Below are 20,644 nucleotides of genomic sequence, written 5' to 3' on the forward strand. Positions count from 1 at the left end.
AACCGACTGAACTACCACTCCGCTTTTGAAACCTGTCGCTTGGTGCTCTGGTGGGTGCTGAGGGTTTCGAACCCCCGACCCTCTCCGTGTAAAGGAGACGCTCTACCGCTGAGCTAAGCACCCTAGCGAGTCGATTAGTTTACGGCATCCTTCAGCGCTTTACCAGCCTTGAACGTCGGATTCTTCGACGCCGCGATCTTGATGGAGTCGCCGGTCTTCGGGTTGCGGCCGGTGCGCTCGGCACGGTCGCGCACCTGGAAGGTGCCGAAGCCCACGAGCGTGACGCTGTCGCCCTTCTTCAGGGCCTTGGTCACTTCCGACACGAAGGCGTCGATGGCACGACCGGCTTCGGCCTTGGAGATGTCGGCGGCAGCGGCGATCGCGTCGTTCAGTTCGGCTTTATTCATTTCTTGATGACTCCATGTGCGGCAGAAGACCGCGGATTGAGGATCGGGTGTCGGCGTGGCCTGCCTCGCCTTGGCGAGACCCCGATGGATATGTTTTGCACTACCAAGCACGCCCGTTCGCGGTGCTCGCAAGCGCTGCATTTATACCAGCGGGCCCATACCCGCGCAAGCCGAAAAGCCAACAACGGCGCGGGTTTGAGCCGTTTGCGCGGGTGCGGTTCAGCGCGCGTCAGTGCTTGACGCGCGGGTTCGAGGATGCTTTCTGCTTGCGCCGCGTCGGTGCCTGTTCGGCATCGGCGGCGGGCTTGGGCGCGAGCGGACGCTCCAGTGCCAGATCCAGCACTTCGTCGATCCACTTCACCGGCACGATCTTCAGATCGCGGGTGACGTTCTCCGGGATGTCAGCCAGATCCTTGCGGTTCTCCTCGGGAATCAGCACGGTGCGGATGCCGCCGCGCAGTGCGGCCAGCAGCTTCTCCTTGAGTCCGCCGATCGCCGAGACGCGGCCACGCAGGGTGATCTCGCCGGTCATCGCCACCTCCGACTTGACCGGCACCTTGGTCAGCATCGACACCAGCGAGGTCACCATCGCGATGCCGGCACTGGGGCCGTCCTTCGGCGTGGCGCCGTCCGGCACGTGCAGGTGGACGTCGTGCTTCTGCAGGAAGTCCGCCTCGATGCCGAGCCGCTCGGCGCGCGAGCGCACCACCGACAACGCGGCCGACGCCGATTCCTTCATCACGTCGCCGAGCTGGCCGGTCAGGATCACCGCGCCCTTGCCCGGGACCAGGGTCGACTCGATCTGCAGCAGATCGCCGCCGACCTCGGTCCAGGCCAGGCCGGTCACCAGGCCGATCTCGTTCTGCTCCTCGGCACGGCCGAAGTCGTAACGGCGCACGCCCAGGTACTTGTCCAGGTTCTTCGAGCCGACGCTCACGCGCGCCTTGTCCTTGCGCACGGCACCCTTCTTCGCTGCGGCCTTCTTCGCCGGGGCGGCCGGCTGCGGACCGGCCAGGGCGATCTCCTTGACCACCTTGCGGCAGATCTTGGCGACTTCGCGCTCGAGGTTACGCACACCGGATTCGCGCGTGTAGTAGCGCACGATGTCGCGGATCGCGTCGGCGCCGATGTCCAGCTCGTCCTGCTTCAGGCCATTGGCCTTGAGCTGCTTGGGCACCAGGTAGCGCGTGGCGATGTTGAGCTTCTCGTCCTCGGTGTAGCCGGGGATGCGGATCACCTCCATACGGTCCAGCAACGGGCCGGGGATGTTCAGCGAATTGGAGGTCGCCACGAACATCACTTCGGACAGGTCCAGGTCCACTTCCAGGTAGTGGTCGTTGAAGGCGTTGTTCTGCTCGGGGTCGAGCACTTCCAGCAGCGCCGAGGAGGGATCGCCGCGGAAGTCCATCGACATCTTGTCGATCTCGTCGAGCACGAACAGCGGGTTCTTGCTGCCGACCTTGTTGAGGTTCTGCACGATGCGACCCGGCATCGAACCGACGTAGGTCCGGCGATGCCCGCGGATCTCCGCCTCGTCGCGCACGCCGCCCAGCGACATGCGCACGAACTTGCGGTTGGTCGCCTTGGCGATGGACTGGCCCAGCGAGGTCTTGCCCACGCCCGGCGGCCCGACCAGGCACAGGATCGGCCCCTTCATCTGCTTCACCCGCGACTGCACCGCGAGGTACTCGAGGATGCGGTCCTTGACCTTCTCCAGGCCGTAGTGATCGGCGTCGAGGGTTTCCTGCGCGACCTTCAGATCCTTGCGCACCTTGCTGCGCTTCTTCCACGGAACGCCCAGCAGCCAGTCGAGGTAATTGCGCACCACCGCGGCTTCGGCCGACATCGGCGACATCTGCTTGAGCTTGTTGAGCTCGGCCTTGGCCTTGGTCTCCACCGGCTTGGGCATGCCGGCCTCGGCGATCTTGCGCGCCAGCTCCTCCAGTTCGCCCGGCGCATCGTCGAGGTCGCCCAGTTCCTTCTGGATCGCCTTCATCTGCTCGTTGAGGTAGTACTCGCGCTGGCTCTTCTCCATCTGCGACTTGACCCGGCCGCGGATGCGCTTTTCCAGCTGCTGCACGTCGATCTCGCCATCGACCAGGCCGACCAGCATCTCCAGGCGCTCGCCCACTTCCAGCGTTTCCAGCAGGCGCTGCTTGTCGGCCAAGCGCACGCCGATGTGCGCGGCGATGGTGTCGGCCAGGCGGCCGGGCTCGTCGATGCCGGACAGGGTCTGCAGCAGTTCCGGCGGCAGCTTGCGGTTGGTCTTGACGTATTGCTCGAACAACGACATCAGCGAGCGCGCGATCGCCTCGACCTCGCGCTCCTCGCGCGATTCGGCGGCGTCGATCTCGCGGCCTTCGCCCTGCAGCGCGCCGTCGCGCTCGGCGACCTTGTCGACGCTGACGCGCGACAGCCCCTCGACCAGCACCTTGATGGTGCCGTCGGGCAGCTTCAGCAATTGCAGCACCTGCGCCAGCGTGCCGACGTTGTAGAGGTCGGCCGCCGCCGGATCGTCGGTCTCGGCGGATTTCTGCGCGACCAGCAGGATGCGCTTGTCGGCCTCCATCGCGTGCTCGAGCGCGCGCATGGATTTGTCGCGACCGACGAACAGCGGGATGACCATGTGCGGGAAGACCACGACGTCGCGCAATGGCAGGACCGGCAGGTCGAGGACTTCGGATTGGGACTGGGCCATGAGGATTCCGATTTGGGAGGCGGGAACGCGATGCGGGCGGCCATAAAAACGCCGATGGCCCCGTTATGGGGCCATCGGCTGGACGATGCAAGGGGAGCGCAGAACCCCTTTAAGTTTCAGCGACTTACCAGCAAGCCCGGGGCACGCGGCAGGGCCGCCGCGCGCCTCCGGCCCGGGGTCACTCCGCAGAGGCGACCTTGGGCGCCGCCGGCGGGGTCTGGTAGATCAGGTACGGCTCGGACTTGTGCTCGATCACCGACTCGTCCACCACCACCTTGCTGACGTTCTCCTGCGACGGCAGCTCGTACATCGTGTCCAGCAGCACCGACTCGACGATGGTGCGCAGGCCGCGCGCGCCGGTCTTGCGCTTGAGCGCCTTCTTGGCGATGGCCAGCAGCGCGTCCTGGCGGAACTCCAGCTCCACGCCTTCCATCTCGAACAGCTTCTTGAACTGCTTGGTGATGGCGTTCTTGGGCTCGGTCAGGATCTTGATCAGCGCCGGCTCGTCCAGTTCCTCGAGCGTGGCGACCACCGGCAGGCGGCCGACGAACTCGGGGATCAGGCCAAACTTGATCAGGTCTTCCGGCTCGACGTCGGCCAGGATCTTGCCCACCTCGCGCTTGCGCTCGACGCTCTTGACCTTGGCACCGAAGCCGATGCCGCCGGCATCGTTGGAGCGCTGCTGGATCACCTTGTCCAGGCCGGCGAACGCGCCGCCGCAGATGAACAGGATGTTCTTGGTGTCCACCTGCAGGAATTCCTGCTGCGGATGCTTGCGCCCGCCCTGCGGCGGCACCGAGGCGACCGTGCCTTCGATCAGCTTCAGCAGCGCCTGCTGCACGCCTTCGCCGGACACGTCGCGGGTGATCGACGGGTTCTCGCTCTTGCGCGAGATCTTGTCGATCTCGTCGATGTAGACGATGCCCTGCTGCGCCTTGTCGACGTCGTAGTCGCACTTCTGCAGCAGCTTCTGGATGATGTTCTCCACGTCCTCGCCGACGTAGCCGGCTTCGGTCAGCGTGGTTGCATCGGCGATGGTGAACGGCACATTGAGCAGGCGCGCCAGCGTTTCGGCCAGCAGCGTCTTGCCCGAACCGGTCGGACCGACCAGCAGGATGTTGGACTTGGCCAGTTCGACCTCGTCGTTCTTCTGCCGGCTCTCGATGCGCTTGTAGTGGTTGTACACGGCCACGGCGAGCGTGCGCTTGGCGCGCTGCTGGCCGATCACGTACTGGTCGAGCACTTCGAGGATCTCGCGCGGCTTGGGCAGGCTGCTGCGTGCCGACTGCGCCTTCTCCTCGAGCTCCTCGCGGATGATGTCGTTGCACAACTCGACGCATTCGTCGCAGATGAACACGCTGGGCCCGGCGATCAGCTTACGGACCTCGTGTTGACTCTTGCCGCAGAACGAGCAGTACAGGATCTTGTTGCTGTCGCCGGAACGGCCTTGCCGGTCTTCGCTCATTGCTTCGCTTACCCAGTTACCCCACCCGATGAACGGGGGTTCGATTTCGAGAATAGCACAGGGCCGGGAGGACGCTAGCCCGACCCCGGCCCTGCGGAATACGCTGCGTTTTGCAGTACATGCAAGCCTTATGCCGGCTGGATGGACTCATCCGGACGACGCTCCAGGACCTGGTCGACGAGGCCGTAGGCCTGCGCGTCGATGGCGCTCTTGAAGTTGTCGCGCTCGGTGTCGCGGGCGATGGTCTCCAGCGACTGGCCGGTGTGCTTGGCCAGGATTTCGTTCAGCCGCGCGCGCAGGGTCAGGATCTCGCGGGCGTGGATGTCGATATCGGTGGCCTGGCCCTGGAAGCCGCCCAGCGGCTGGTGGATCATCACCCGCGAGTTCGGCAGCGCATAGCGCTTGCCCGCCGCGCCCGACGCCAGCAGCAGCGCGCCCATCGAGGCGGCCTGGCCGACGCAGATGGTGCTCACGTCCGGCTTGATGTACTGCATGGTGTCGTAGATCGCCATGCCGGCGGTGACCACGCCGCCCGGCGAGTTGATGTAGATGCTGATGTCCTTCTCCGGATTGTCCGCTTCCAGGAACAGCAGCTGGGCCACGATCACATTGGCCATGTGGTCGTCGATCGGGCCAACCAGGAAGATCAGGCGCTCCTTCAGCAGACGCGAATAGATGTCGTAGGCACGCTCGCCACGACTGGTCTGTTCGACCACCATCGGAACCAGATTCAAGGCCTTGGTCACATTGTCCACGCGGTGATCTCCTGCTGCTCGGGGTCCGTCCCTGCACGGGGGTGTGCAGGGCTTCGCATCGTGTTGCGCCCCGCCGCCGCGGGGAGGTGAAACGGGATCCGCGTCGCGCAGGTCGGCTGCGCAACGCGGCGACGCGTCGTCTTATTGACGGATCGCGTCCTGGAACGACATCGCCTGCTCGGTGTGCTGGGCGCGCTCGGCGATCCAGTCGATCACCTGCTCTTCCATCACACGGCTCTGCAGTCCCCCCATCAATTGGGGATCGTTGCGGTACATCTCAATGACCTGCTCCGGCTCTTCGTAGGTCGAGGCGATCAGGCGCAGCGTCTCCGAGACCCGCTTCGGGTCCAGGCGCAGTTCGTTGCGGCGGGCGACCTCGCCGACCAGCAGGCCGACCAGCACGCGCTTGCGTGCGGCGTCCATGAAGCCCTGGTGGGCGTCGTCCGGCACCTGGCCCGGGTCGCGGCCGGAACGGCGCAGTTGCTCGACCTGCTGCGCCAGCATGGCGCGCGCCTCGTTCTCGACCAGGCGCGGCGGCATTTCCACCGACGCGTAGGCGGCGATCAGCTGCTCGCCGACTTCGCGACGCAGGCGGTTCATCAGCGCGCCCTTGAGCTCGCGCTCCAGGTTGATGCGGATGTCCTTGCGGAACTGCTCGGCATCGCCGCTCTTCACGCCGAAGCTCTTGATGAACTCCTTGTCCACCTCCGGCAGCACCGGCGCGGCCACGTCGACCGCCTTCACGTGCACCTGGACCTGCTTGCCGGCGAACTGCGGCACGCGCCAGTCGGCCGGGAAGTCGACGGTCAGCGTCTTCTCCTCGCCCTTGGACAGGCCGACCAGGCCCTGCTCGATCGCCGGGAACATGACGCCCGAGCCGATCACGCTGCTGCCCTTCTCCACGCCCTCGGCCGGCAGACGCTCGTCGCCGACCTGCGACCAGGTCTCCAGGGTCACCAGGTCGCCGTCCTGCGCCGGACGTGCGGCCGGCTGCCAGGTGCGGCGCTGCAGGCGCAGGTTCTCGATCATCTGCTCGATGTCGGCGTCGGTGACCTCGGCGGTGTGGCGGATCACCTGCAGCGTGGACACGTCGATGTCGCCGAAGTCCGGCACCACTTCGAAGGTGGCCACGAACTGCAGCTCGTTGTCGCCGGCGCGGTCGATGCGCGGATTGCCGGCCAGACGCAGCTCGTGCTCGCGCACGGCCGAGTCGAAGGTCTCGCGTAGCAGGCCGTCCAGCGCCTCGGCGCGGATCTGCGGCCCGAAGCGCTGCTCGATCACCTTGGCCGGAATCTTGCCCGGACGGAAGCCCTTGATCCGCGCGGTGCGCGCGACTTCGCGCAGGCGGCCGCCGACATGGGTTTCCAGGCGATCCTCCGGCAGGGTGAAGGTCAGACGCCGTTCCAGGGTACCGGTGGTTTCGATCGAAGCTTGCATGTGGACTCCTGCCACCGGGAGCCCACGGCTCTCGGCACGATGTAGAAAAGTACGGGTTGGCGCGGGCACGGGACAGCCGCCGCAGCCGGATAGTTTCGCCTATTCCCGCGGCGCCTGCCAGCGCAGGGCCGGGAGGCCGCGGTGACAACGCCGAACCCGCCGTCGCCGCGGGGGCCGCAGGGGGCTGGATGGTGCGAAAGAGGGGACTCGAACCCCTACGCCTTGCGGCACTGGTACCTAAAACCAGGGCGTCTACCAATTCCGCCACTTTCGCGCTGCAACGCCTGAGCGCGCGCCTGTGCATTGTTGCAGGCCTGCCGACAAAGAAAAAGGCGCCCGACGCAGCGGATGCCGCCCGGCCCAGTCGGCAGCCGAGGAGGCGAGGCGCGCGCGCGCCGATCGGAATGCAATGCCACAGATCTTTTCAATCAATGCTTTAGGCTGCCTCACGGCGAAGATCGAGCGTCGAAATAGCGGCGGCGGCGCACACATTCCCGCGATCCCGCCGATGCCGAGGCGCCAGGCAGCCTTGCCCTCAGCGCTTGGGCACCCGGCGCCGTCCGCGCACTGCGGCCGGCGCCAGCACGAACGCCAGCGACATCGGCCGATCGCGCGACGGATCGCGCGGGCGGCTCAGCAGGTCGCATAGCCGCTCCAGCAGCGCATTGGCCTCGGCCAGTTCCGCCTGGTTGAGCCAGCCCTTGTTGCGCGCCGCCCACAGTTGCCGGCCGGGGCCGTCGACCTCGACAGTGCGCTGTTTCAAGGCAGCCTGGAAATCGCGCTCGGCGACCTGCACCAGTCCCTTGGCGTAGGCGGCCAGGGCCGCGGACGCCGCGTCGCTGGCCAGGTCGTAGGACAGGCGCAGCGGCACGCCTGCAGCGCCCGCCAAGCGGAAGATCCGCTCCCCTGCAGCACCCTCGCCTTCCTGCACCAGGTCGCCCTCTGCGAGGAGCTGCAGATGGTAGTAGAGCCCATCCGCCGGCCGCCCCAACTGCTCGGACAACTCGGCGACGGTCGCCACTCCCCCCAACGACGCCAGTGTGTCCACGAGCTCCTGGCGCACCGGGGACGCCAACAGACGGATATGCGCCGGATCCCGGATCGCGGTGGCGTCGAACGGCTGCTTGGCGTTTTTCGTCATGTTGAAATTATATGGTACTTTTTCAAAACATTTCCGGGGGATCTTCATGCGAAGGCCGCAACCGCTCCATGCACTCTTTTTCCTTCTTGCCGTGGCGTCGGTACTGGCGCCAACGGCCCAGGCGGCCGAACGCTACAGCACGCAGCAGCTCCATGCCGACCTCGACGCGCTCCAGGCGGGAATCGCAGCGACCCACCCGGATCCGTCGCATTCGGTCGATCCGACCCAGCTTCAGCTCGCCATCGATGCGTTGCGGCAGCGGGCCTCGCCCGGGCTGGACCGCGACGCGGCCTGGCGGGACTTCTCCACGCTCAACCCGCTGCTTGCCGATGGCCATTTTTTTGTCGGCTACGCCGACTGGCGCGCAGAGACGGAACAGCACCTGCGCAGCGGAGGCGCTCTGTTTCCCTTCGAGGTCACGGTCGATGCGCAAGCGCGGGTACGGATCCTCTCCGAGCTGGGCGGCACTGCGACGGCGCTTTCCGGCAAACCGGTCGCGACCATCAATGGCGTTCCCGCAGGCGCTGTCGCCCGCACACTGCTCGCGCACGTGCACGGCGACAGCGCGCGCTTCCGCGCCGACCTGTTGTCGCGACGCTGGTGGTTCTTCTACTGGAAGGTGTATGGCGCAACCGCGACGTTCGAACTGACGTTCGCCGGACCGCCGCAGGCGCGGCTGCGCCGACCCGCGAGCCACGCGCGTCCTGCGATCATGGTCGGCGAGGACGATTTCGACCAACAGTTCGCGTTCGGATTGCGCCCGGACGCCTCCGCGGTCATGACCATCCGGACCTTCTCCTGGCCCGAACCGGCTGCATTCGTGGCGTTCGCGCATCGCGCGTTCCAGCAGATGAAGACAAGCGGCACGCGCACGCTCGTCATCGACGTGCGGCAGAACGGCGGCGGCGACGATGCGCTGTGGCTGCAGGGGCTGCTGCCCTATCTCGCCGACCGCCCCTATCGCTGGGCATCGCGCTACACCAAGAAAACGCTCCGCGACGACCCTGCGAAACACGAACGGGCGGGCGATGTGCTGAGCGGAACCGTGGAGACGTGGAGCGCTCCGCGCAGCGACGATCCCCTGCACTTCGACGGCAAGGTCTATGTATTGATCGGCCCCGGCACGTATTCCTCGGCGGTGCTGTTCGCCAACGCGATGCAGGATTTCCATGCCGGGACGCTGATCGGTGAAGGCGCCAGCGTCAGGAGCACACAGACCGGCGGCGTTCAGAAAATCGTGCTGCCGCAGACCGGACTGGTGCTGTGGGCTCCGCGGCTCCTGTTGGTGCGACCGTCGGGCGCAGCCACGCCGCGGTGGCTGACGCCGGACATCCGCATCGACGACGATCCGTTACGGCCCGACGCGATGGTGGACGCGGCGCTTGCGATCGCGGCAGCGCAACGCTGACCGGATCGCGCGGAAGCGACGCCATCGCCGGCATGCGCTCGCGCACGCTTAGCACATAAAAAAACAGCCACTTGGCTTGCGCTAAGTGGCTGCTTGATTTGGTGGGCCGTCAAGGATTCGAACCTTGGACCTATTGATTAAGAGTCAACTGCTCTACCAACTGAGCTAACGGCCCTGAAACTGAGTCGCACATTCTATGTGCTTTTTTGCTTCGTTGCAACACCCCGCGAAGCATCGGGTCACGCGATCAATGGGGTGGCTGAGGGGACTCGAACCCCCGACATCTGGAATCACAATCCAGTACTCTAACCAACTGAGCTACAGCCACCATTGAAACCTTGCATCTCCCGCCCGGCGCCGGTGTGGCGCGCCCGACAGGAATCGAACCTGTAACCGCCGGCTTAGAAGGCCGGTGCTCTATCCAGTTGAGCTACGGGCGCCCTGGCTGGATTGTCGCATTCCTTTCCGCCGTTGGACATCGGATTGGTCGGGGTAGAGGGATTCGAACCCCCGACATCCTGCTCCCAAAGCAGGCGCGCTACCAGACTGCGCTATACCCCGGCGGAACATCCCTCGCGGCCAAGGCCGGAAAGGTCGGCTATTGTGGGAAGCTTGCGGCCCGCTGTCAACGTCGCATGTACGCAACATCGCCTGCGCTATGCTCGCGGCTTGCCATCGGCACCGGCCCGAGCGCCACTTTCGAAGGAGAAAACAGCATGTTTCGCAGCGGCAATCCCGCACTGAAGGACTCCACTTTCCTCGACCTCGGCAGCGGCGCGGTGGTCGCGCGCGACAGCGGCGCGATGACCCTGAACGGCACCGCCAACAAGACCGGCGTGCTGTTGATGCTGAGCGTGATCACCGCCGTGTTCGCCTGGAGCCAGTCGATCTCGATCGACGCCGCGGGCAACGAGACGATCGCCCCGGGCGTGGTCGGCTACGCGCTGGGCGGCGCCATCGGCGGCTTCATCCTGGCCATGATCACCATCTTCAAGAAGAACTGGGCGCCGATCACCGCGCCACTGTACGCGCTGGTGGAAGGCTTCTTCCTGGGTTCGATCTCGGCGGTGTACGAAGTGCGCTTCAACGGCATCGTGCTGCAGGCGGTGCTGCTGACCTTCGGCACGCTGTTCGCGATGCTGTTCGCCTACCGCAGCGGCATGATCAAGGCCACCGAGAACTTCAAGCTGGGCGTGGTCGCGGCAACCGGCGGCATCGCCCTGGTGTACCTGGCGACCATGGTGCTGGGCTTCTTCAACATCCAGATCCCGTACATCCACGCCTCCGGCACGGTCGGCATCCTGTTCAGCCTGTTCGTGGTGGTGGTGGCGGCGCTGAACCTGGTGCTGGACTTTGACTTCATCGAGAGCGGCGTCGAACAGGGCGCACCCAAGTACATGGAGTGGTACGGCGCGTTCGGCCTGATGGTGACGCTGGTGTGGCTGTACCTGGAGTTCCTGCGCCTGCTGTCGAAGCTGCAATCGCGGAACTGAAGCCGGGAGTCGGGAATCGGGATTGGGGAATCGCAACAGCGGCTCCCCGTGATCGATGAGCGGAAGCGGCCTCGGGCAGGCTTCCGAGCAAAAGAAAAGGGCGCCAAGGGGCGCCCTTTCTTTTCGTGCGATCTTCCTGCGCGCTCAGAGGCGGCTGGCGATGGCCTGGGCGAAGCCCATGGTGTTGCCGCTGCCGCCCAGGTCCGGGGTCAGCCCGTCCTTGGCTTCCAGGGTGGCGACGATGGCATTGCGCAGGCGCTCGGCGTTCTGCGGCTGGCCGATGTGGTCCAGCAGCTGCGCCGCGCCCAGCAGCAGCGCGCACGGGTTGGCCTTGCCCTGCCCGGCGATGTCCGGGGCCGAGCCGTGCACGGCTTCGAAGATCGCCGCGTCCACGCCGATGTTGGCGCCCGGGGCCAGGCCCAGGCCGCCGACCAGGCCGGCGCACAGGTCCGACAGGATGTCGCCGAACAGGTTGGTGGTGACGATGATGTCGAACTGCTCCGGACGCATCACCAGCTGCATGCAGGCGTTGTCGACGATCATTTCCTGGAATTCGATCTCCGGGTAGTTCGCCGCCACTTCACGCGCCACCTTCAGGAACAGGCCGGAGGTGGACTTGATGATGTTGGCCTTGTGCACCGCGGTGACCTTCTTGCGGCCGGTCGCGCGGGCCAGGTCGAAGGCGTAGCGCACGATGCGCTCGGAGCCCTTGCGGGTCACCTTGGCCATCGACAGCGCGGTCTCGCCGTCGGCGGACACTTCCTGGCCTTCGCTCAGGTAGGCGCCTTCGGTGTTCTCGCGCACGGTGATCAGGTCCACGCCGGCGCCGAAGCGCGACTTGGTGTTCGGGAACGACTTGGCCGGACGCACGTTGGCGTACAGATCGAACTGGCGACGCATGGCCACGTTGATCGAACTGAAGCCCTCGCCCACCGGCGTGGTCAGCGGGCTCTTCAGCGCCACCTTGTTCTTGCGGATCGACTCCAGCGTGGCGGCCGGCAGCAGGTCGCCGTGCTTCTCCAGCGCCACCAGGCCCGCGTCGGCGTATTCGTAGGTGAGGCCGGCGTTCAGCGCGTCGAGCACGAACAGCGTGGCGTCCATGATCTCCGGGCCGATGCCATCGCCACGGATGACCGTGATTGTCTGCGTCATAGGGTTGCGGTTTCCGTACAAGAGGGGGGAGCGCCGCCCGGGAACCGGGGCTGCAGGCGCAAGGAGGTTTCAGCGGTAATTATGCCCGAAGCCGGTGAAGGCGCCCAAAACCGGACGGCCGCCGGCGCGGTGCCGGCGGCCGTCGACAGGCCGCGGCGGGCTCAGTCGTGCGCGTGCTGCGCCGGGGCGGCGGCCTCGCCGGCATCCAGCGTGTCGAGGAAGTCCACCGCGCGGCGCAGGTGCGGGATCACGATCGATCCGCCGACCACCAGGCCCACCGAGAAGGTCTCGAAGAACTCCTCGCGGCTGACCCCGGCCTCCTTGCACTGGGCCACGTGGTAGCTGATGCAATCGTCGCAGCGCAGTACCAGCGAGGCGACCAGGCCGAGCAGTTCCTTGGTCTTCACGTCCAGGGCGCCGGCCTGGTAGGTCTGGGTGTCCAGCGCGAAGAAGCGCCGCACCACCTGGTTCGGCTCGGCCAGGATGCGCTGGTTCATGCGCTGGCGGAACTCGGTGAACTCGCGCACCCGGTCCTGCCCGGACGCGCCGCCCTCGCCCGTCGCGGCGCCGCTCATGCCTGCGCCTCGGGGGCGTTGCCGTCCAGCAACGGCTCCAGCTTGCCGGCGCGGTGCAGCGCCATCATGTCGTCGTAGCCGCCGACGTGGACGTCGCCGACGAAGATCTGCGGCACGCTGGTGCGCCGCGCCAGGGCGACCATCTTCTCGCGCTCGGCCGGGTCCAGGTCGATCCGCACCTCGTTCCAGGTGCGGCCCTTGCTCTTGAGGAAGTTCTTGGCCGCCACGCAATACGGGCAGATCGCGGTGGAATAGAGGGTGATCGGCGGGCCGTCGGCGTGGCCGGTGTCGGCAGTTGGGTTGTCCACGGGAAACTCCGGGCGGTGTAGAGGGTCCAAGCCACTATGGTAGCGGCCGGGTGGATTTTCGAGGCCGCTGCCGCAACACTGCGAATCATCCCGGATTCACCGCCGTCCCGGCCGCCACCCGGCGTCCGCCTGTCCTCTTGGAGCCCGTCTTGCGCCTGCTGCCGCTCGCCTTCGCGATCACCCTGGCCACCGCCTGCGCCGTGGCGCCGGCCCAGGAGAACAAGCTGCCGGACATCGGCTCCTCCGCCGGCGAGCTGCTGACCCCGGCGCGCCAGGCCGAGTACGGCAAGATGATGCTGGCCGAGCTGCGCAGCTACGGCTACGTGCTCGAGGACCCGCTGATCGACGACTGGCTGCAGACCATGGGCACCCGGCTCGGCGCCAACAGCGACCAGCCCCAGCAGAAGTTCACTTTCTTCATGCTGCGCGACCGCCAGATCAACGCCTTCGCCACCCTCGGCGGCTACGTGGCGGTCAACGCCGGCCTGGTGCTGACCGCCGAGCGCGAGGACGAGGTGGCCGCGGTGCTGTCGCACGAGATCGCCCACGTCACCCAGCAGCACGTGCTGCGCGGGGTGGAGCGGGCGCAGCGCGACCAGATCCCGATCCTGCTCGGCATGCTCGCCGCGGTGGTCGCCGCGCAGCAGGCCGGCGGGCGCTCCAGCGGCGACGCCACTCAGGCTGCGATCGCCAGCGGCCTGGGGCTGATGCAGCAGCGGCAGATCGACTACACCCGCTCCAACGAATCGGAGGCCGACCGCCTGGGTATCCGCACCCTGGCGCGCAGCGGCTACGACGTCGATGCGATGGCCGGCTTCTTCGAGCGCATGTCGCTGGCGATGCGCGGCAACCAGGGCGGCTACAGCACCCCCGACTTCCTGATGACCCACCCGGTCACCACCACCCGCATCAGCGAGGCGCGTGAGCGCGCCGAGCAGATGAAGAAGAACACCCTGACCGTGACCACCAGCGTGCCCGGCGGCACCCTGCAGGAGCGGGTCGACCCGAACGACGTGTCGCTGAGCCAGCCGCTGGGCGCGCCCAGCAATCCGCTGCTGCCGGGCGGCCTGCAACTGCCGTTCGCCAACTACGCGCGCGGCCCCAGCGGCCAGTTCGAGTGGGCCCGCGAGCGGCTGCGCGTGTTCAGCGCCAACACCCCGGCCGATGCGATCCGCGAGTACGAGGGCCTGCGCCAGGGCAGCAAGCAGGGCCTGAGCGATGCCCAGCGCTACGGCCTGGCGCTGGCCCGGCTGCGCGCCGGCGGCGGCGCGCAGGACGTGGCGCAGACGCTGGAGGGCCTGCTGCAGGCGCACCCGGACAACTGGTGGCTGACTGTGGCTGTGGCCGAGGCCGAGGCCAAGGCCGGCCGCGCCCAGGCCGCCGACCAGCGCTTCGAGGCGCTGGTCAAGCGCATGCCCAGCAACCGCGCGGTGGCGCTGAGCTATGCCACCGCCCTCAACGAACAGGGCGGCCGCCAGGCCGGCCAGCGCGCCCAGGCGGTGCTGCGGCCGCTGCTGGGGGCGGCCGCGGAGGATCCGGTGTTCCAGCGCACCTTCGCCCGCGCCTGCGAACTGGCCGGCGACGAGACCCGCGCCGGCGAGGCCTATGCCGAGGCCGCCTACCTGAACGGGCACCCGGAGCAGGCGCTGATCCAGCTCAACAACCTGAAGAAGCGCAGCGACCTGGACTACGTGGCGCGGGCGCGCATCGACGCGCGCATCGCCGCGATCACCCCGACGGTGCTGGAACTGCGCCGCCAGGGCGTGCAGGACTCGGACATGCAACGGCGCTGAAACGCGCCCATGGCAGGCGTCATTTAAACGTAATAAAACCGTAGTCTACTGGCGACCTTCCTCCCCAGTTCCACGGTGCCGTTGTGCAGAAACGCATCCTGATCGTCGACGACGAACCGGCCATCCGCGACATGGTCGCGTTCGCCCTGCGCAAGGGCGACTTCGAGCCGGTGCATGCCGGCGATGCCCGCGAGGCGCAGACCTCGATCGCCGACCGAGTCCCGGACCTGATCCTGCTGGACTGGATGCTGCCCGGCACCAGCGGCCTGGAACTGGCGCGGCGCTGGCGCAAGGATGCGATGACCCGCGAAGTGCCGATCATCATGCTCACCGCCCGCGGCGAGGAGAACGACCGGGTCGGCGGCCTGGAAGCCGGCGTCGACGACTACGTGGTCAAGCCGTTCTCCGCGCGCGAGCTGCTGGCGCGGATCCGCGCGGTGATGCGCCGCACCCGCGAGGACGACGAGGACGGCAGCGTCTCGGTCGGCAGCCTGCGCATCGACGGCGCCGCGCACCGGGTGTTCGCCGGCGAGGCGCCGGTGCCGATCGGCCCGACCGAGTACCGCCTGCTGCACTTCTTCATGACCCATCCCGAGCGCGTGTACAGCCGCGCGCAGTTGCTCGACCACGTCTGGGGCGGAAGCGTCTACGTGGAAGAGCGCACCATCGACGTGCACATCCGTCGCCTGCGCAAGACGCTGGAGCCGTTCGCGGTGGAAAACATGGTGCAGACCGTCCGCGGGTCCGGCTATCGCTTCTCTGCGTCCATCTGACCGCCAGCTTGGCCTGCTATAACGGCGGACGGATCACGATCCTTTGCGACAGAGTGCGTTCCCGATGCCCCGCCACATCCGCTCCGCCTGGTTGAAGACCCTCGGCACGCTCGCCGGCATGCTGCTGCTGGCGTTGCTGGTCGGCTGGATCGGCGGCCACGTGTGGATGGCGCTGACCCTGATGTCGCTGGGGGTGATGGGCTGGCACTACTGGCGGCTGCGACGGGTGCTGCGGCGGCTGACCGCGCGCCAGCGCTGGGAGCCGCCGGCCGGCACCGGCGTGTGGAACGAGCTGGACCGGCTGCTGTACCGCAGCCAGGCGGAAATGCGCGTGCGCAAGCGGCGCCTGCTGGACATGCTGCGCGCCTACCGCGCCGCCGCCGCGGCGCTGCCCGACGCGGTGGTGGTGGTCGACCGCAACAGCCAGCGCATCCAGTGGTTCAACGAAGCGGCCGGCAGCCTGCTCGGCCTGCGCCATCCCGGCGACCTCGGCGCGCCGGTGGTGGAGCGGCTGCAGCCGATGCCGCTGGCGCACTGGCTCAGCGCCGGCCGCAACGCCGAGCCGATGCTGGACATGCCCTCGCCGGTCGACGAGCGCCTGCGCCTGAACCTGCGCCTGATCCCCTATTCCGAGGATCACTGGCTGCTGGTCGCGCGCGACGTCAGCAAGCTGCTGCAACTGGAGCAGGTGCGCCGCGATTTCGTCGCCAACGTCTCGCACGAACTGCGCACGCCGCTGACCGTGGTCCACGGCTATCTGGACATGCTCGATCCGGAGGACTTCCCGGATTCGGGGCCGATGATCGCCGAGATGCGCAAGCAGTCGCAGCGCATGACCCAGCTGGTCGAGGACCTGCTCACCCTGTCGCGGCTGGAATCGCAGGAGCACGCCAACGAGGAGTCGATCGCGATGGCGCCGATGCTGGCCACGCTGCGCCGCGAGGCCGAGGCGCACAGCCAGGGCCGGCACCGCATCGAGGTCCACGACGAGGCCGATTGCGACCTGGTCGGCTCCAACAAGGAACTGCACAGCGCCTTCTCCAACCTGGTCACCAACGCGGTGCGCTACACCGCGGCCGGCGGCACCATCCGCATCACCTTCGCCCGCGAGGGCGACGGTGCGGTGCTATCGGTGCGCGACAGCGGCTACGGCATTCCGGCGCATCACCTGCCGCGCATCACCGAGCGCTTCTACCGGGTCTCCAGCAGCCGGTCGCGCGAGAGCGGCGGCACCGGGCTGGGCCTGTCGATCGTCAAGCACGTGCTCGGCCTGCACCAGGCGCGGCTGGAGATCGAGAGCGAAGTCGGCAAGGGCAGCACCTTCTCCTGTCACTTCGGCGCCGGGCGCGTGCATCCGCGGCACGACCATGCCACCCTGACCTCCGCCTAACGAGTACCGCCATGCCCCGCCGCGCCCCTGCCCTGCCGCCCACGCCGCCCCCGGACATTCCCAGCGATCCGCTGCGCGATCCCGCGCTGTACATCAACCGCGAACTGTCGCAACTGGACTTCAATTTCCGGGTCCTGGCGCAGGCACAGGACCCGCAGGTGCCGTTGCTGGAGCGACTGCGCTTCCTGTGCATCTCCTGCACCAACCTCGACGAGTTCTTCGAGATCCGCGCCGCCACCGTGCGCCACGCGCAGGAATTCGGGCTGCCGCCGGCGCCGGACGGGATGAGCCCCAGCGCCATCCTCACCTCCATCCACGACCGCGCCGCGCAACTGGTCGACCAGCAGTACCGCTGCTGGAACGAGGTGCTGCGCCCGGCGCTGAAGGACGCCGGCATCGGCGTGCTCGGCCGGCATTCCTGGAACGCGCGACAGAAGCGCTGGCTGCGCGCCTACTTCCGCAACGAGATCATGCCGGTGCTGTCGCCGCTGGGCCTGGACCCGGCGCATCCGTTCCCGAAGATCCTCAACAAGTCGCTGAACATCGTGGTGGTGCTCAAGGGCACCGACGCGTTCGGCCGCGTCGGCCACCTGGCGATCGTGCGCGCGCCGCGCTCGCTGCCGCGCATCATCCAGTTGCCGGAAAGCCTGGCCGAGGGCGGCCAGAGCTTCGTGTTCCTGTCCTCGGTGCTGTCCACCTTCGTCGACGAGCTGTTCCCGGGCATGGAGGTGATGGGCTCCTACCAGTTCCGCGTCACCCGCAACTCGGAACTGGTGGTGGACGAAGAGGAAGTGGAGAACCTGGCGCTGGCGCTGCGCGACGAACTGGTCAACCGCGGCTACCGGCCGGCGGTGCGGCTGGAGATCGCCGAGGACTGCCCGAAGTCGATCGTGCGCACCCTGCTGCAGAACTTCGAGTTGCCGGAAAACGCCGTCTACCGCATCAACGGCCCGGTCAACCTGAGCCGGGTCAACCAGGTCTACGACCTGGTGCAGCGCCCGGACCTGAAGTATCCGCCGATGAACCCGCGCACGCTGCGCGACAGCGAAGGCATCTTCGAGATCGCCGCCGCCGGCGACGTGCTGCTGCACCACCCGTTCGACGCCTTCACCGCGGTGCTGGACCTGATCAAGCAGGCCGCGATCGACCCCAACGTGCTGGCGATCAAGCAGACCCTGTACCGCACCGGCAAGGACTCGGCGATCGTCGATGCGCTGGTGCTGGCCGCGCGCAACGGCAAGGACGTCACCGTGGTGGTGGAACTGCGCGCGCGCTTCGACGAAGAGGCCAACCTGGGCCTGGCCGACCGCCTGCAGGAAGCCGGCGTGCAGGTGGTGTACGGCGTGGTCGGCTACAAGACCCACGCCAAGATGCTGCTGATCGTGCGCCGCGAAGGCCGCAAGCTGCGCCGCTACGTGCACCTGGGCACCGGCAATTACCACAGCGGCACCGCGCGCGCCTATACCGACCTGAGCCTGATCACCGCCGACGTGGACATCGGCAACGACGTGCACCTGCTATTCCAGCAGTTGTCCGGCCTGGCGCCGAAGATCCGCCTCAAGCGCCTGCTGCAATCGCCCTTCACCCTGCACCCGGGCGTGCTGCACCGGATCGAGCGCGAGACCAAGCTGGCCACCGCCGGCCGCCCGGGCCGCATCATCGCCAAGATGAACGCGCTCAACGAGCCGCAGGTGATCCGCGCGCTGTATGCGGCCTCGCAGGCAGGCGTGAAGATCGACCTGATCGTACGCGGCGCCTGCACCCTGCGTCCCGGCGTGCCGGGCGTGTCCGACAACATCCGGGTGCGCTCGATCGTCGGCCGTTTCCTCGAGCACAGCCGGGTCTACTGGTTCGGCAACGACGGCGCGCCGGAACTGTTCTGCGCCAGCGCCGACTGGCTGGAGCGCAACCTGCTGCGGCGCGTGGAGACCGGCTTCCCGATCCTCGATCCGGACCTGGTCAAGCGCATCCACCGCGAGGTGCTGCAGAACTATCTGGCCGACAATCTCAACGCCTGGGAACTGGACGCCGACGGCAACTACCGCAAGCTGGCCCCGGGCCAGGACCAGCCGCCGCATTCGGCGCAGCTGGCCCTGCTCGACGGGCTCTGAGCGCAGCGCGGCGCCGTCTCCACGGCGTGCGCCGCGCATCGGCTACCATTCCGCCATGCCTGCCACTTCCCCCACTCATCCGCCGCTGCGCGACGGCGACCTGCTGGCCGCCATCGACCTGGGTTCCAACAGTTTCCACATGGTCATCGCCCGTTATCAGCTCGGGCAGCTGCGGGTGGTGGACCGCCTGCGCGAGACCGTGCGCATGGCCGACGGCCTGGACAACAAGGGCGGGTTGTCCGCCGAGGCGCGGCAGCGCGCGCTGGAATGCCTGGCGCGCTTCGGCCAGCGCATCCGCGACCTGCCCTCGCTGCGCGTGCGTGCGTTGGCCACCAACACCGTGCGCCAGTTGCGCTCGCCGCAGACCTTCCTGATTCCCGGCGAAACCGCGCTCGGCCATCCGATCGAAGTGGTCAGCGGCCGCGAGGAAGCGCGCCTGATCTACCTGGGCGTGGCCCATGCGCAGCCGCCCAAGCCGGACGAACGCCGTCTGGTGATCGACATCGGCGGCGGCTCCACCGAGTTCATCATCGGCAGCGGCTTCCAGACCCTGGAACGCGAAAGCCTGCAGGCCGGCTGCATCGCCAGCACGCGGCGCTTCTTCCCAGGCGGCAAGCTGTCCAAGAAAAAGTGGAAGGACGCGCTGACCGAGATCGGCGCCGAGTTCCAGCAGTTCGCCGGGCAGTACCGTGCGCTGGGCTGGCACGAGGCGCTGGGCTCGTCCGGCACGCACAAGGCGATCGGCGAGATCTGCGCGGCGATGAAGCTGACCAAGGGCGCGATCACCGCCGAGGCGCTGCCGCAACTGCGCGACCGCCTGCTGCTGGCCAAGCGCATCGAGGACATCGACCTGCCGGGCCTGTCCGCCGACCGCCGGCCGATCATCGCCGGCGGCGTGCTGGTGCTGGAAGCGGCGTTCCAGGCGCTGGGCCTGCAACGGCTGATGGTGAGCAAGGCGGCCATGCGCGAAGGCATCCTCTACGACATGCTCGGCCGCGGCGGCGAGAACGATCCGCGCGAAACCGCGATCGCCGCGCTCACCCAGCGCTACGGCATCGACGAAGCGCAGGCCGCGCGCGTGGAACACACCGCGATGGCGCTGTTCGAGCAGGTCGCCGGCGACTGGGCGCTGGATGCCGACGACGCGCGCATGCTCGGCTGGGCCGCGCGCCTGCACGAACTCGGCCAGGCGATCGCACACAGCCAGTACCACGTGCACGGTGCCTACGTGCTGGAACACTCGGACATTGCTGGCTTCTCGCGGCAGGAGCAGCAGGTGCTGGCCACGCTGGTGCGCACGCACCGCCGCAACGTCTCCAAGACCGCGTTCGACGCGCTGCCCGACCGCCTGCTGCTCAGCGCCAAGCGCAAGGCCGCGCTGCTGCGCCTGGCGGTGCTGCTGCACCGCGCGCACGAGGCCGACCCGATTCCGGCGCTGGAACTGAAGGCCGACGGCGCCAACCTGCACCTGATCCTGTCGCAGCCCTGGATCGAGTCGCGGCCGCTGCAGCGCGCCGACCTGATCGGCGAGGTCGAGGGCATGGCGGGGTTGGGGATCAATTTCCGGCCGTTTGTGGCTTGAAAGCCGGGATTCGGGATTCGGGATTCGGGATTCGGGATTCGGGATTCGGGATTCGGGATTCGGGATTCGGATGGCAGCATGCTGTCCGCGGTCAAATCGCGGTCAAGCGATTTGATGAAAAAAGTGCCGGTTTTTGAAAGAAAAGCCGCCCTCCCA

Annotated in this window: 16 protein-coding genes and 6 tRNA genes; 7 read left to right on the forward strand and 15 right to left on the reverse strand. The window is 67.5% G+C overall.

Translation table 11 applies throughout. From position 1 onward, the window contains the following. Nucleotides 1-48: 48 nt before the first annotated feature. The 8 genes from J7357_RS18450 to J7357_RS18485 all read right to left on the reverse strand — a co-directional run bounded on the left by J7357_RS18450 (nucleotide 49) and on the right by J7357_RS18485 (nucleotide 7,951). A tRNA-Val gene (locus tag J7357_RS18450) sits at nucleotides 49-123 on the reverse strand. Between the two features lie 11 nt (nucleotides 124-134). Next, a complete protein-coding gene (locus tag J7357_RS18455; protein WP_209248722.1) occupies nucleotides 135-548 on the reverse strand; it encodes an HU family DNA-binding protein in 414 nt (137 codons plus the stop codon). Between the two features lie 88 nt (nucleotides 549-636). Next, complete coding sequence (lon, locus tag J7357_RS18460; protein WP_209248724.1) at nucleotides 637-3,105, reverse strand: endopeptidase La; 2,469 nt, start codon at nucleotides 3,103-3,105, stop codon at nucleotides 637-639. 178 nt (nucleotides 3,106-3,283) lie between these two features. Continuing rightward, nucleotides 3,284-4,570, reverse strand: coding sequence for an ATP-dependent Clp protease ATP-binding subunit ClpX (gene clpX, locus J7357_RS18465; RefSeq protein WP_010341122.1), 1,287 nt, complete (start codon nucleotides 4,568-4,570; stop codon nucleotides 3,284-3,286). Nucleotides 4,571-4,698: 128 nt separating this feature from the next. Further along, nucleotides 4,699-5,325: an ATP-dependent Clp endopeptidase proteolytic subunit ClpP gene (gene clpP, locus J7357_RS18470; protein ID WP_010341121.1), complete on the reverse strand. Its 627-nt coding sequence runs from the start codon at nucleotides 5,323-5,325 to the stop codon at nucleotides 4,699-4,701. Between the two features lie 141 nt (nucleotides 5,326-5,466). Continuing rightward, nucleotides 5,467-6,762: a trigger factor gene (gene tig / locus J7357_RS18475; protein WP_019800433.1), complete on the reverse strand. Its 1,296-nt coding sequence runs from the start codon at nucleotides 6,760-6,762 to the stop codon at nucleotides 5,467-5,469. A 189-nt stretch (nucleotides 6,763-6,951) separates the two neighbouring features. Continuing rightward, a tRNA-Leu gene (locus J7357_RS18480) sits at nucleotides 6,952-7,036 on the reverse strand. 261 nt (nucleotides 7,037-7,297) lie between these two features. Further along, complete coding sequence (locus J7357_RS18485; RefSeq protein WP_209248726.1) at nucleotides 7,298-7,951, reverse strand: helix-turn-helix domain-containing protein; 654 nt, start codon at nucleotides 7,949-7,951, stop codon at nucleotides 7,298-7,300. A gap of 43 nt (nucleotides 7,952-7,994) precedes the next feature. On the opposite strand from J7357_RS18485, the gene J7357_RS21540 reads away from it, so the two are divergent. Further along, complete coding sequence (locus J7357_RS21540) at nucleotides 7,995-9,311, forward strand: S41 family peptidase (RefSeq protein ID WP_209248728.1); 1,317 nt, start codon at nucleotides 7,995-7,997, stop codon at nucleotides 9,309-9,311. A 99-nt stretch (nucleotides 9,312-9,410) separates the two neighbouring features. Here J7357_RS21540 and J7357_RS18495 read toward each other — a convergent pair. From J7357_RS18495 to J7357_RS18510, 4 genes are all read right to left on the reverse strand, one after another. Then, nucleotides 9,411-9,486: transfer RNA gene (locus J7357_RS18495), tRNA-Lys, on the reverse strand. A 76-nt stretch (nucleotides 9,487-9,562) separates the two neighbouring features. Beyond that, nucleotides 9,563-9,639 (reverse strand) — tRNA-His (locus J7357_RS18500). Nucleotides 9,640-9,674: 35 nt separating this feature from the next. Beyond that, nucleotides 9,675-9,751, reverse strand: a tRNA-Arg gene (locus tag J7357_RS18505). A gap of 44 nt (nucleotides 9,752-9,795) precedes the next feature. After that, nucleotides 9,796-9,872, reverse strand: a tRNA-Pro gene (locus J7357_RS18510). Nucleotides 9,873-10,027: 155 nt separating this feature from the next. Here J7357_RS18510 and J7357_RS18515 point away from each other — a divergent pair. Next, entirely contained in the window at nucleotides 10,028-10,804 is a 777-nt protein-coding gene (locus J7357_RS18515) for a Bax inhibitor-1/YccA family protein (RefSeq protein ID WP_209248729.1), read from the forward strand. A gap of 144 nt (nucleotides 10,805-10,948) precedes the next feature. On the opposite strand, the gene J7357_RS18520 is transcribed toward J7357_RS18515, so the two are convergent. The 3 genes from J7357_RS18520 to grxC all read right to left on the reverse strand — a co-directional run bounded on the left by J7357_RS18520 (nucleotide 10,949) and on the right by grxC (nucleotide 12,839). Further along, nucleotides 10,949-11,956, reverse strand: a complete 1,008-nt coding sequence (locus J7357_RS18520) for an isocitrate dehydrogenase (RefSeq protein ID WP_153751193.1) — start codon at nucleotides 11,954-11,956, stop codon at nucleotides 10,949-10,951. Between the two features lie 161 nt (nucleotides 11,957-12,117). Next, nucleotides 12,118-12,531: a carboxymuconolactone decarboxylase family protein gene (locus J7357_RS18525; RefSeq protein WP_209248731.1), complete on the reverse strand. Its 414-nt coding sequence runs from the start codon at nucleotides 12,529-12,531 to the stop codon at nucleotides 12,118-12,120. Then, nucleotides 12,528-12,839 (reverse strand): glutaredoxin 3, encoded by a 312-nt coding sequence (grxC, locus tag J7357_RS18530; RefSeq protein ID WP_209248733.1) that lies wholly within the window; start codon nucleotides 12,837-12,839, stop codon nucleotides 12,528-12,530. The genes J7357_RS18525 and grxC overlap by 4 nt, the downstream gene beginning before the upstream one ends. Nucleotides 12,840-12,988: 149 nt before the next feature. Between grxC and J7357_RS18535 the strand changes: the two genes are divergently transcribed. The 5 genes from J7357_RS18535 to ppx all read left to right on the forward strand — a co-directional run bounded on the left by J7357_RS18535 (nucleotide 12,989) and on the right by ppx (nucleotide 20,488). Further along, nucleotides 12,989-14,632, forward strand: coding sequence for a M48 family metalloprotease (locus J7357_RS18535; RefSeq protein WP_209248735.1), 1,644 nt, complete (start codon nucleotides 12,989-12,991; stop codon nucleotides 14,630-14,632). Between the two features lie 83 nt (nucleotides 14,633-14,715). Then, nucleotides 14,716-15,405, forward strand: coding sequence for a phosphate regulon transcriptional regulator PhoB (gene phoB, locus J7357_RS18540; protein ID WP_160959358.1), 690 nt, complete (start codon nucleotides 14,716-14,718; stop codon nucleotides 15,403-15,405). 64 nt (nucleotides 15,406-15,469) lie between these two features. Then, the gene (gene phoR, locus J7357_RS18545; protein ID WP_209248737.1) at nucleotides 15,470-16,795 is read left to right on the forward strand and encodes a phosphate regulon sensor histidine kinase PhoR; all 1,326 of its coding nucleotides are present in this window, start codon (nucleotides 15,470-15,472) and stop codon (nucleotides 16,793-16,795) included. Between the two features lie 11 nt (nucleotides 16,796-16,806). After that, nucleotides 16,807-18,906: a polyphosphate kinase 1 gene (gene ppk1, locus J7357_RS18550; RefSeq protein WP_209248739.1), complete on the forward strand. Its 2,100-nt coding sequence runs from the start codon at nucleotides 16,807-16,809 to the stop codon at nucleotides 18,904-18,906. 55 nt (nucleotides 18,907-18,961) lie between these two features. Next, entirely contained in the window at nucleotides 18,962-20,488 is a 1,527-nt protein-coding gene (gene ppx / locus J7357_RS18555) for an exopolyphosphatase (protein ID WP_209248741.1), read from the forward strand. The last annotated feature ends 156 nt before the right edge of the window (nucleotides 20,489-20,644 follow it).

Origin of the sequence: Xanthomonas sp. D-109, from assembly GCF_017746095.1 — a bacterium.
In the GTDB taxonomy this organism is placed as follows: Bacteria; Pseudomonadota; Gammaproteobacteria; order Xanthomonadales; family Xanthomonadaceae; genus Xanthomonas_A; species Xanthomonas_A sacchari.